Genomic DNA, 11,960 nt, shown 5'->3' with positions numbered 1-11,960 from the left:
CAGCACAAAGCGGAGCTTTGTGCGAGAGCTGGGCGGGGGAGGGGATTGGACTTTTGTCGGCGTTCGGCGGCAGTCCCTCCCCGCCCAGCGGGGAGGCTAGGTGGGGGTATCGAAGCCGACCCCTTACCGCGCCGCCCGATTGGCCGCGCTCACCAGCGCCCGCAGCGAGGCGGTCACGATGTCGGCGTCGATGCCCACGCCGAACAGGGTCTTGTCGCCGGCCTTCACCTCGACATAGGCGCAGGCCTGGGCGTCCTCGCCGGCGCCGATGGCGTGCTCGCGGTAGTCGACGACGTGCATGTCGGTGCCGCAGCCCTGGCGCAGGGCGTCCAGGAAGGCGTCGATCGGACCGTTGCCCTTGCCCTTGGTGGTGATGATCTCGCCGTTGCGGCGCATCACCACGCTCATGGCGCGAGCGCCGGAGTTCGGGCCACGTGGCTCGGTCGAATGCTCGACCAGTTCCAGCGGGCTGTCGGCGTCCAGATACTCGGCCTTGAAGGCGGCGTGGATGTCGGCGGGCGACAGCTCCTTGCCGGTCTCGTCGGCGACGCGCTGCACCACCTTGGAGAACTCGATCTGCAGGCGGCGCGGGATCTGCAGGCCGTAGTCCTTCTCCAGCACATAGGCGATGCCGCCCTTGCCGGACTGGCTGTTGATGCGGATCACCGCCTCATAGCTGCGGCCCAGATCCTGCGGGTCGATGGGCAGGTACGGGACCTCCCACTTGCCGGTGTTGGACTTGGACAGCGCCTTCAGCCCCTTGTTGATGGCGTCCTGGTGCGAGCCCGAGAAGGCGGTGAACACCAGCTCGCCGGCATAGGGATGGCGCGGATGCACCGGCAGCTGCGTGCAGTATTCGGAAATGCGGACGATCTCGTTGATGTCGTCGATGTTCAGCTCCGGATCGACGCCCTGGGTGAACATGTTCAGCGCCAGCGTGACGACGTCGACGTTGCCGGTACGCTCGCCGTTGCCGAACAGGGTGCCCTCGACGCGGTCGGCGCCGGCCAGCAGCCCCATCTCCGCCGCGGCGACGCCGGTGCCGCGGTCGTTGTGCGGATGCAGCGAAATGATCGCCGACTCGCGGTTCTTCAGGTTGCGGCAGAACCACTCGATCTGGTCGGCATGCACGTTCGGCATCGACATCTCGACCGTGGCCGGCAGGTTCAGGATGACCTTGTTGGCGGGGGTGGCGCCCCAGGTCTCCATCACCGCCTCGCAGATCTCGACCGCGAAGTCCAGCTCGGTGCCGGTGAAGCTTTCCGGCGAGTATTGCAGGACGATCTCGGTCTCCGGCGTCTCGGCGGCCAGCTGCTTGACCAGCTTAACGCCGGCGACGGCGATGTCGATGATGCCCTGGCGGTCCAGCCCGAACACCACGCGGCGCTGCAGCTCCGAGGTGGAGTTGTACAGGTGGACGATGGCGCGCTTGGCGCCCTTGATGCCGTCGAAGGTGCGGCGGATCAGCTCCTCACGCGACTGGGTCAACACCTGGATGGTGACGCCGTCGGGGATCTTGCCCTCGTCGATCACCTCGCGGCAGAAGTCGAAATCGGTCTGCGACGCGGCGGGGAAGCCGACCTCGATCTCCTTGAAGCCCATGCGCAGCAGCAGGTCGAACATCGCGCGCTTGCGGTCCGGCCCCATCGGCTCGATCAGCGCCTGGTTGCCGTCGCGCAGGTCGACCGAGCACCACATCGGCGCCTTGTCCAGGGTGCGCGACGGCCATTGGCGGTCGGTCAGCTTCACCTGGGGGAAGGGGGCGTACTTGGACGGGGACTTCGGCAAAGTCGGAATATTGGTCGCGGTGCTCATGACGTCGTTCGGCTCCAGTGGCGGCTCCGGCGCTCTGAAATTTTTTGCGGCCGGGAGCGGCGGATCGGATTTTGAAAGGCGGAGGGACCGGCGAGGGGTACGGCCGCGGAGCCGCCGGATGTGGCTCAGCGACCGTCGGTAAGTCGCAGTCCCGGCCCCGGCCGGGCGACGCCGATGCCGGCGCCTTTGGAAACATCGCTCATGGAACAGACACTTCGACCGATGGAAATGGTGTGCGAACGCGACAAACCCGGACGCTTAAAGCGCCGGGCCGAGAAGTCGAAGAAGGGCGTTCTGGCGGTCGATGCAGGTCATGGGCCGCACTGTGCGCAGGTGCGGCAACGCTGTCAAGCCCGGATTGGCGGAAAACGGACTGCGGGACACGCGAACCATCGCTCCCATCCAGGTCCGGATCAGCCCCAGATCAGATGATAGAGCGTCGGCAGCAGCAGCGCCGTCGCCAGCCCGTTCAACCCCATGCCCAGCCCGGCGAAGGCGCCCGCCACCTCGTTGACCTGCAGGGCGCGGGCGGTGCCGATGCCGTGCGCCGCCACCCCCATGCCGAATCCGCGGGCGCGCCAGTCCTTCACCCGCACCAGGTTCAGCACCCAGGTGCCCAGGCTGGCGGCGACGATGCCGGTGATGATGACGAACACCGCGGTCAGCGACGGCAGCCCGCCGATCTGTTCCGACACGCCCATGGCGATGGGGGAGGTGACCGATTTGGGCGCCATCGACAGGATCGTCGCCGCCGATCCGCCGAAGGCCCAGACCAGCGCCACCGCGCTCAAGGCCGACGCCGCCGACCCGACCAGCAGCGCCACCACCAGCGCCAGGGCCGAGCGGCGGACCTCCTGGAACTGGTTGTAGAGCGGGACGGCCAGCGCCACGGTGGCTGGACCCAGCAGGAAATGGACGAACTGCGCGCCATCGAAATAGGTGCGGTAATCGATGCCCGACAGGCTCAGCACCCCGGCGATCAGGATGACCGCGATCAGCACTGGGTTCAGCACCGGGCGCCGGCCCAGCTTCTCGAACAGCCACAGCCCGCACTGGTAGGCGACCAGGGTCAGGGTCAGCCCGGCCAGCGGGTTTGCCGACAGATAGACCCAGATCTGGTGAAGGTCGTCGCTCATGCCCGGTCCCCCTCCCCTGGTTTTCCGGCCGCCGGTTCCTCCTCCAGCCGCGGATCGGTGCGGCTCAGCAGGAATGCCATCAGCTTGGCCGTCACCGCGATGCCGAACAGGGTGCTGCCAAACAGCGCGACGACGATGGGCAGCGCCTCCGCCTCCAGGCGGGTGACATGCACCATCACCCCGACGCCGGCCGGCACGAACAGCAGGGACAGATGCCGCAGCAACCCGCCCGCCGTATCCTGCACCGCAGCCGGCACGCCGCCGCGCAGCAGAAGGCCGGCGAACAGCAGCAGCATGCCCAGCACCGGCCCGGGAACAGGTAGGTGCAGCAGGCGGGCGGCCAATTCGCCCGCCAGTTGGCAGAGCAGCAGAAGCGTCAGGGTTCCGAGCATCGCGGACTCCGGTGGAAGGGGCGCTGTCCGTCCTTCTACCGCAGTGGCGAAGCCGCCGGGCTGCATTCCGCGAATGCGAGCGTCGCGAATCGGCTATGTGGCGGCGTGGCCGCGAAGGGTGCTTACTGCAGCTTGCTGCGGGCGTGGTGTCCGCGGCGGACGATGGACTGAGCCTCCACCGTCACTTCCTTCTTGCCGAACAGGCGCAGGAAGATGGCGTTGACGGTGGCGTGGGCGCTGACCGTCAGGGTGCCGGCTGCCGCATCTTCCGCGATCGTCAGGGGCGACAGATGCGATCCCAGGAAGCCGCTGGGGAACGCCTTGTCGAAGAAGCTGCGGATATGCCCGTCGCGCTGGGAGTCGAACATCACCCGTCCGCCGGCCAGTGCGGCGGCATCGACGGCCTGCGCCAGCCGAGCCTCCACCGCATAGCTGCGCAGGGCATCGACAGTGCAGCCGGCACCGAGCACGGTCGGAATGGCAAGGATCAGGGCCACCACCAGAATGAGGTGGCGGCCTGTCCGCCGGTCTTCGTGCCCGCCATAGGGCAGGGGACGATAGACCAAAGTCATTGCCGGCCTCCCAAGGAATTGCCTATGCGGAAAGGAGTGTTGTCGCTGGATGACCTACTCTTAGCACCATCCGACAAGCAGGCAAACCAGGAAATGCAACAGAGCGATAGCAAAAGATCGGTCGGGAGTTGGTATGTATTTTACGCAAAGGCGGTAATCCGTGTTTGCGGCGGCTACCGCAAAGGGTAACCCGGCGGGTTTGAAGCGAAAAGCGCGGACTCGACTTGAAAAAACGCTTCGGAATTGCGATTCGACGGTGTCAAAAGCAGGACAAGCCATTCGATCCCCGTTGCCGTTAAGCATTCGTTGGGCTTTCCCGCGGGTAGGCTGGTGCGCATTCCGCATTTTTGTCCCGTGCCGGAGCCCGCCTGCCATGCCGCCGATCCATCCGCATTTCCGCAACCGAGCGAATCGGCCTTTCCTCGACCATGCGCTGGCCGTCGTGCTGGTGGCGCTGCTGATGCTGGGACTGTCGGGAGAAGTCAGGGGGGCGCTGGCCGGGCTGATGCAGCAGGTGGACGGCGCGCGGGCCGCGCTGCTGGCACGCTGAACACGCGCGCGGCTTCTCCGTTTCCCTTCAGCCCGGTAGAATCGGAGCACAACGAGGGGGAGGCGGCCCGATGAGGGGCGGCGTTTGGCGCGTGGCGATGCTGGGGCTGGCGGTGGCGGCGGCCACGCTGGTCTTTCTGGGCGTGGAGATCACGCAGCTGGCGGCGGCGGACCGGACCGCCTTCACGCGCGACCTGACAGTCTGCGGGATCGGCCTGCTGGCGGTCTGGTTCGTCTTTTCCCGCCTGACCCGCCATTTCGGCGACCTGGAGCGCTTGGCGGACCGCCTGTCCGGCGGGCGCAACCGCGTCGACCTGGAGCCCTGGTCCGGCGGGCGCGGCGGCGAAGTCGGGCGTCTGGCCGAGGCCGCCGCGGGGCTGATCCGCGGCGGGGAGCCGATGCCGGCGGATGGTCCGTCGGCGGATGGCCCGCTCGGGGGCGGACCGCAAGGGGTCGGACTGCTGGGCGGCGGACGCATGGACCGGGCGGTCCGCGCGGCGCTGGTCCTGGCCGACGACCCGTTGCTGATCGTCGACGAGCGGGGACGGGTGGAGCGGCTGAACCCCGCCGCCGCCCGGCTGCTGGAGGTGGAGGAGGGCGCCGACATCGGCAAGGCCCTGCTGCGTGACGATCTGGCCCGCGCCATCGAGCGTGCGCGCGGCGGCGGGGCACCCGTCACCGCGGTGCTGCGCCGGACGGAGGAGGGCGAGCTGTCGGCGAGGCTCGTCGATCTCGGCCTGAATTCCGGCGTGATCCTGTCCTTTCCCGCCCGTGGCATGGCCAACGGCGCCGGGCTGACCGGCAAGCGCGCGCTCACACTTCACCAATCCCACCCTGCGGCCCCCCTGGGTGACGACGAACCGCTGGCCGCGCTGCCCTTCGTCGCGCTGTGGGTGGCGACCGCCGGGGTGGAGCCGGATGCCGGCCCGGTCATCGCGGTGGGTACGGTGCGGCTGGCGGGATCGCGCATCTTCCGCACCGTCTCGCTGGCCCTCCTGATCGACCCCATCGACCCGGTGCCGGAGGAGGCGACCGCCCGTCACGGCATCGCCACTGCCATGGTGGCGGGCGAGCGTCCCTTCGCGGCGGTCTGGCCGGCGATCCAGGACGCGCTGCACAATTGCATCGCCGTCGGCATCGGCATCGACCAGGCGCTCGCCGCGCTGGCGCGCTCGGCCGCCCAGGCGGGCGTCGCCGAGCCGGCCCTGCCGCAGGCCCTCGACCTCGGGGTGCTGGCGGCGGCTCTGGACCCGGCGCTGGCCGGTGCCTCCACCGACCAACTCGCCGACGCGTTCGGCCTGCCCCGCCGACCGCGCAGCGGTCCCCAGGGAGAGGCCATGGCCGTGGCGGAACTGGCCGCCGCGCTGTTCACCCGCCTGACCGAACGCGGCATCCTGACCCAGGGGCAGGCGAGGGCGCTTGTGGCCGGGGACGGGGCGGCAGGCGCGGCCGCGGTAGCGTCAGGCCAATCCTAAGCCGCATCCTCCGCCAACCGGAAGCCGCTCACCGACAGGCGGGTCTCCGGCCTCAGGTAATGCCGAGTCCAGGGGCCGGCATGGTCGAAGGGCGTCAGGCAGCTGCCGCCGCGCAGCACCATGCGGTTGCCGGCAAGCCGGCCGTTGACCGCCTCGTCCGGGCCGTCGGGCCGGCGGTAGCCGGGATATGTCGCGAAGGCGTCGGCGGTCCATTCCCACACATCGCCGCACATCTGCCAGGGCCCGGTGCCGTGACAGGTGCCGGCGCGCGGGTGGCGGTGGCCGGTGCCCAGCAGATTGCCCATGCTGTCGCAGCCGGCGGCGACCGTCTCCCATTCTGCTTCGCGGGGCAGGCGCTTGCCGGCCCAGCGCGCATAGGCGTCGGCCTCGTACCAGCTGACATGGCAGACCGGCTCGTCCGGGTCGAGCGGCTGCATCCCGTAGAGGGTGAAGACCCGCCAGCCGGACCCGCCGCCCAGGTCGCTGCTGCCGCGCTCCCAATAGAGCGGCGCGCTCCAGCCCTCCGCCAGCGCGGCGTCCCAGCCGTCGGACAGCCAAAGCGAACGGTCGCTGTAGCCGCCGGCCTCGATGAAGGTCAGGAACTCGCCGCAGGTGACCGGGCGGGCGGCCAAACGGTAGGGCTCCAGCCAGACGCGGTGGCGCGGCCCCTCATGGTCGAATCCGGGGAGCGGGGCGGGGCGGCCGACCTCGACCAGACCGCCCGCCTGCTCCACCCAGCCGTCGGGCGGCGCTCCCAGATGGGGGTGGTCCGGCGCCGGCTCGTAGGCGGGGCGCAGGGGGTTGGACCACAGGGCGTGCTTGATGTGCAGGAGCATGCGCTCCTGGTGGCGGCGTTCGTGGGCGATGGCCATCACCAGCGCCGTTTCCACCGCGTCCCACAGCCCGTCTTCGACCTGCTCGATCAGATGCAGCACCGCGGCGTTGATCTGGTCGCGGTGGCGCATGATCTCCGCGGCGCCGGGTCGGGACAGCACGCGCGGCGGGGCGGCGAAGCGCTTACCGCGCGCCGCGAAAAGGTCGAGGAAGACGGGGTCGAAGGGGCGGTAGCCGGGGCTGAAGGGGATCAGCACCGCCGCCTCGAACAGCCAGCTGGTATGGGCGAGGTGCCATTTCGCCGGCGCGCCGTCGGGCACGGTCTGGACCATCAGGTCTTCCGGCGACAGGGTGGCGACCAGCTCCGCCGTGCGGGAGCGCGCCTTCTGGAATCGGGTGGCGAGTGCCTGCCGCCGGTCGCCGTCCGGCATGGTCGCGCCGGAGTCGGCAAGCGGTCCGGCGGATGGGATGAGATGCGTGTCGGGCATGATCGGTCCCTCCGGAGTCGGTTACCGTCCGACCAGTGTCCGCCCGAAGTGGCCCGTTTGGAATGCACGCATCCGTGGTGCGGCGGTCACCGCAAATAGCGGCAGCGACCGGATGCCGCACCGGCCATGGTGCGGAAGATGCAGCGCTTTGGCGAGAAAAAGAAAAGAGTCCTGGGAAACGAAAAGGCCGCCCGAAAAGGCGGCCTTGTTCATTCGAAGCACAGCTCAGTGTCGGACAAGACTTACTTGATCTTGGCTTCCTTGAACTCGACGTGCTTGCGCGCCACCGGGTCGTACTTACGGAACGACAGCTTCTCGGTGGTCTTCTTCGGGTTCTTCTTCTTCACGTAGAAGAAACCGGTGTCAGCCGTGCTCACCAGCTTGATGAGGACGGTGTTCTGCTTGGCCATGATCTCGATCCCGACAAAAAATCCGTGCCCCGCCGGCCCGGCGGGGCGGCGTCGTAGCGGCGGAAAATACCGTCTGACGCCGCAATGTCAAGCCTTATGGGCGGTGAAATCGGTGTCCGACTTCGATTGCCACAGGCCGGCCGTTCCCCCGGCTGGACTCAGCGCTCCGCCACCGTGTTGACGACGGCGCTGGCGACCGCGCGCTGGTATAGTGCCGGTTCGGCCAGCAGCCGCATGGCGACCTTCAGGTCCAGGTCCGGCTCATGCTCCTTCCAGGGGCAGGCCTCGCGCAGCGCGCTCAGCGCCTTTTCGTCGTCGGCCGCCTTGGAGCGCCAGCTGGCGATCTGCGCCGGGCGCAGGCGCCCTTCGCGCAGGTCGGACAGCAGGGAGTCCGGATCGGTCTGGCCGGCGCGGCTGGTGCAGACGGTGGGCTGCACGCCCTGGCGGTGCAGGGTGTAGCCGGCCGGCGTGTAGATGCGGCTCCAGGTCAGGAACAGTTCGCCGTCGTTGGGAAGCCGGGTGACGGTCTGGACGCTGCCCTTGCCATAGCTGGACGCGCCCACCACCACCGCACGGCCCGAGTCCTGCAGCGCCGACGCCACCACCTCCGCCGAGGAGGCGGAGCGGCCGTCGACCAGCACCACCAGGGGCAGACCGTCCAGCAGATCGTCCGGGTTGGCGTCGAAGCGCTGGCGGCTTTCGGGGTTGCGGCCTTCGGTGGAGATGATCCGGCCGCGGCGCATGAACAGGTCCGCCACCGCGACCGCCTGGTCCAGCAGCCCGCCCGGATTGCCGCGCAGGTCCAGCACCATCCCGCTCAGGGTCGGGCCGGCGGTCTGGCGAAGGGTGTTGACCGCCGTCCGCAGGCTGGAGGCGGTGGTGGCGTTGAAGCGGTCGAGCTTGACGATGCCGACGTCGCCGGACAGCGAATAGGTGATGGTGTTGGGCACCACCCGTTCCCGCCGCAACGGCAGGCGGCGCGGGGCGCCGTTGTCGCGGGCGACGGTCAGGGTGACCAGGGTGCCGGTCGGGCCGCGTAGCCGGTCGCGCATCTCGGCCGGGGTCATCCGCGTGGTCAGCTCGCCGTCGATCGCCAGAAGCTGTTCACCGTCGGTGATGCCGGCGCGCTCGGCCGGGCTGTGCGGCATGATGTCGTGCACGGTGACGCGGCCGTTGGTGCCGCTGTCCAGCGAGATGCCGACGCCGCCGTAGCCTTCGCGCTGCGCCCGCTCGTTGGTCGCGCGCTGGACGCCGGTGTAGCGGGAATAGCCGTCGAGGTCGGCGGTGATGCCGTCGAACACCACCTGGTACAGCCGTTCCGGCGTCGTCTTGGACAGGACGGGGGAATAGCTGCGCGCGCGGTCGATGACGCGGGTGGTCAGGGCTGCCCAGCCGCCGGCATCGGCATCGGGCGCCGCCCCGTACTCCGCGGCCAGCGTACCCGACACGTACAGGCGTACGGTGCTGCCGGCGCGTTCCACCGTCACCGCGGGATCGAGCGCGCTCAGGCCCTTCAGCCCGTCCATGCCCAGGCGGTTGAAGGACACGGCGTCCAGATAGACCTCGGCGATCTTGCCGAAGCCGACGGCGAACACCTGTTCGCTGACGGACGGCGGCGCGCTGGCCGGAACGGATTGGCTGGGAGCTGCGACGGCGGCGGAGGCGAGGAGCGCCACGGCCGAAAGAGAAAGGGCGGAATGACAAATGGAGCGGCGCAGGCGGCGCGCCAGGCTCGACATCGCGGGGATCCGAAACGGCGACACGCGTGACGGTACGGTGTGATCGCACGCGCTGTGATCGCAATTGGCCATGGGGCGAACCGCGGCCTCCCTTTCCTGCAGCCGGACCGGACGAGGATGATGCCGGTCCCGGATGGGGGATAGATACACCTTCGTTCAGGAGGGTGTGCGGGACAAAATTGCGGAGCGATTCGCAATGTTGCGGATTGTCCCGGCCTGTGTCGCCAAGGCCACGCTTGTATGGTGCGGCAACGCTGCAGCTGTGGCGAACCCTTGGCTTTGCCACGAGATTGCCATCGGTTCGCCACACCGCTTAAGCGTTGCCGCAAAGCAACGGTATCGGACGGAGACCGAGGCTCACTCCGAGTCGGCCAGCCGGAAGAGCATGCTGCCGCTGACCGGATCGGCCTCCGTCAGCAGCACCTTGACCGGGCTGCTGAGGCGGTATGTCCGCCCCGTACGCTGCCCCACCAGGGCGTGCGCCGCCTCGTCATGGTCGTAGCGGTCGTCGGGCAGGGTGCTGACCGGGATCAGCCCATCGGCGCCGCTCTCGTCCAGCCGTACGAACAGCCCGAAGCGGCTGACGCCGGCGATGCGGCCGCTGAAGCGTTCCCCCACCCGGTCGGCGAGGAAGGCGGCGGTGTAGCGGTCCACCGCGTCGCGTTCCGCGGCGGCGGCGCGGCGTTCGGTTCCGGACAGATGCTCCCCGATCTCCGCCAGTCGGCCCAGTGTCTCGTCGTCCAGCCCGCCGACCCCCAGCCCCAGCGTGCGGATCAGCGCCCGGTGGACGATCAGGTCGGCATAGCGGCGGATCGGCGAGGTGAAATGGGCGTAGCGGTGCAGAGCCAGCCCGAAATGGCCGATGTTGTCCGGGCTGTAGGCGGCCTGGGCCTGGGCGCGTAGGATCACCTCGCTGACCAGCGGCGCGTGCGAGGTGCCCTCCACCTTACGCAGGATTCGGGTGAAATGGCTGGGCGTCAGGTCGGCGCTCTTGACCAGCGGATGGCCGATGCCGGCCAGGAAGCCGCGCAGCGCCTCCATCTTGTCCATCGAGGGGCGGTCGTGGATGCGGTAGAGGCCGGGCATGGTGCGCCGTTCCAGCACCTCCGCCGCCGCGACGTTGGCGGCGATCATGAACTCCTCGATCAACCGGTGGCTGTCGTGGCGTTCGCGCACCGCGATCTCGGCGACGCAGCCGCGTTCGTCGATGCGGACCCGGCGTTCCGGCAGGTCAAGCTCCAGCGTGCCGCGCCTGGCACGGGCGGCGGCCAGCCGGGTGTACGCGCCGAACAGCGGAGCGATCACCCCGTCGGCCAGCGCCGCCGTCACCTCGTCCGGCCGGCCGTCGTGGCAATCCTGCACCTGTTCATAGGTGAGGCGCGCCGCCGACCGCATGAGTCCGCGGACCAGCCGATGCCGGATCAGCACACCGTTGCGGTCGATCCACAGGTGGAAGGCCAGGCAGGCGCGGTCCTCCCCCGGCCGCAGCGAGCACAGCCCGTTCGACAGCGCCTCCGGCAGCATCGGCACGACGCGGTCGGGGAAGTACACGGAGTTGCCGCGTTCGTACGCCACCCGGTCGAGCGCCGATCCGGGACGCACGTAATAGGATACGTCGGCGATGGCGACGATCAGGTGCCAGCCTTCCGGATTCTCAGGATCGCTGTCCGGTTCGGCCCACACCGCATCGTCGAAGTCGCGGGCGTCGGCGCCGTCGATGGTCACCAGCGGGAAGTCGCGCAGATCCTCCCGCTGCATCAGCGCCGGCACCGCCGCCAGTTCCGCCTCGCGCAGGGCCGCGTGGGGGAAGACGGTGGGAATGCCGTGGGCGTGGATGGCGATCAGGCTGAAGGCGCGCGGCTCGTCGGTGGAGCCCAGCCGCTCCACCACGCGGGCCTGGGGCTGCCCGGCGCGCCCGGCCGGCAGGATGTCGGCGAAGACGAGGTCGCCGGCCTCCGCGTCGCCGCGGTTGGGCGGCAGCACCAGGAACTCGGTCTTGTGGCGGCGGTCGGTGGGGTGGATGCGTCCGCCGTCGGCGCTCGGCCGGTAGACGCCGAGGATGCGGCCCTCGCGCTCGCCATCGATGCGGCGGATGACGCGGGCCTCGTACAGGCGGTCGTTGATGCGGGCGAGCTTCGCCAGCAGCGTGTCGCCGACCGCCAGCGGCTTATCCTCGCCGCGCGACCTCTTTTCCGGCAGCAGGAAGATGCGCGGCGGGTCGCCCTCGCCGGTCCAGGTCAGCGGGCGGGCCGACAGCTCGCCGTCCGCATCGATGCCGGTGACCAGCAGCACGGCGACGGCCGGCAGGGCCTGCGGCGGGGCCATGCGCTTGTTGCGGCCACGCTCCACCGCGCCGTCGGCCTCCAGCTCGCGCAGCAGGTCCTTCAGCATCTCGCGGTCGGCCGATCCGGACAGCTTGAAGGCGCGGGCGATCTCGCGCTTGCCGACGGGGGTGGTGCTGGACCGGATAAAGGCGAGAATGGCGTCCTTGCCGGGGAAATGGCTGTCGGTCACGGGGCGGGGAGTCCGTCGGTTCTTGTCGCTGGTATC

10 protein-coding genes are annotated in these 11,960 nt (G+C 69.5%); 2 read left to right on the top strand and 8 right to left on the bottom strand.

Annotation, left to right across the window (positions count from 1 at the left end):
- Window positions 1-123 precede the first annotated feature (123 nt).
- The 4 genes from leuA to AB8P05_RS05880 all read right to left on the bottom strand — a co-directional run bounded on the left by leuA (window position 124) and on the right by AB8P05_RS05880 (window position 3,915).
- Window positions 124-1,815 carry a 2-isopropylmalate synthase gene (leuA, locus tag AB8P05_RS05895; RefSeq protein ID WP_472759159.1) on the bottom strand — a complete coding sequence of 564 codons (1,692 nt, stop codon included), beginning with the start codon at window positions 1,813-1,815 and terminating at the stop codon, window positions 124-126.
- 413 nt (window positions 1,816-2,228) lie between these two features.
- Window positions 2,229-2,951 carry an LrgB family protein gene (locus AB8P05_RS05890; RefSeq protein WP_472759158.1) on the bottom strand — a complete coding sequence of 241 codons (723 nt, stop codon included), beginning with the start codon at window positions 2,949-2,951 and terminating at the stop codon, window positions 2,229-2,231.
- Window positions 2,948-3,343, bottom strand: coding sequence for a CidA/LrgA family protein (locus AB8P05_RS05885; RefSeq protein WP_472759157.1), 396 nt, complete (start codon window positions 3,341-3,343; stop codon window positions 2,948-2,950). Before AB8P05_RS05885 ends, AB8P05_RS05890 begins: the two co-directional genes overlap by 4 nt.
- A 122-nt stretch (window positions 3,344-3,465) precedes the next feature.
- Window positions 3,466-3,915 (bottom strand): pilus assembly protein TadG-related protein, encoded by a 450-nt coding sequence (locus AB8P05_RS05880; RefSeq protein ID WP_472759156.1) that lies wholly within the window; start codon window positions 3,913-3,915, stop codon window positions 3,466-3,468.
- 373 nt (window positions 3,916-4,288) lie between these two features.
- On the opposite strand from AB8P05_RS05880, the gene AB8P05_RS05875 reads away from it, so the two are divergent.
- Together AB8P05_RS05875 and AB8P05_RS05870 are read left to right on the top strand one after the other, a co-directional pair.
- Window positions 4,289-4,465 carry a hypothetical protein gene (locus tag AB8P05_RS05875; protein ID WP_472759155.1) on the top strand — a complete coding sequence of 59 codons (177 nt, stop codon included), beginning with the start codon at window positions 4,289-4,291 and terminating at the stop codon, window positions 4,463-4,465.
- 70 nt (window positions 4,466-4,535) lie between these two features.
- Window positions 4,536-5,939, top strand: a complete 1,404-nt coding sequence (locus AB8P05_RS05870; RefSeq protein WP_472759154.1) for a 3'-5' exonuclease — start codon at window positions 4,536-4,538, stop codon at window positions 5,937-5,939.
- Here the strand turns inward: AB8P05_RS05870 and egtB are convergent.
- The 4 genes from egtB to rnr all read right to left on the bottom strand — a co-directional run bounded on the left by egtB (window position 5,936) and on the right by rnr (window position 11,924).
- Window positions 5,936-7,261 (bottom strand): ergothioneine biosynthesis protein EgtB, encoded by a 1,326-nt coding sequence (gene egtB, locus AB8P05_RS05865; RefSeq protein WP_472759153.1) that lies wholly within the window; start codon window positions 7,259-7,261, stop codon window positions 5,936-5,938. The genes AB8P05_RS05870 and egtB overlap by 4 nt on opposite strands.
- Before the next feature lie 242 nt (window positions 7,262-7,503).
- Window positions 7,504-7,671: a 50S ribosomal protein L33 gene (gene rpmG / locus AB8P05_RS05860; RefSeq protein ID WP_012974790.1), complete on the bottom strand. Its 168-nt coding sequence runs from the start codon at window positions 7,669-7,671 to the stop codon at window positions 7,504-7,506.
- Window positions 7,672-7,829: 158 nt separating this feature from the next.
- A complete protein-coding gene (locus tag AB8P05_RS05855; RefSeq protein WP_472759152.1) occupies window positions 7,830-9,410 on the bottom strand; it encodes a S41 family peptidase in 1,581 nt (526 codons plus the stop codon).
- 357 nt (window positions 9,411-9,767) lie between these two features.
- Entirely contained in the window at window positions 9,768-11,924 is a 2,157-nt protein-coding gene (gene rnr, locus AB8P05_RS05850) for a ribonuclease R (protein ID WP_472759151.1), read from the bottom strand.
- Window positions 11,925-11,960: the final 36 nt, after the last annotated feature.

This window comes from Azospirillum sp. VT-I1 (assembly GCF_055698305.1).
Note: the sequence above shows the minus strand (reverse complement) of the source record. Positions and strands in the feature narration are given on the sequence as shown.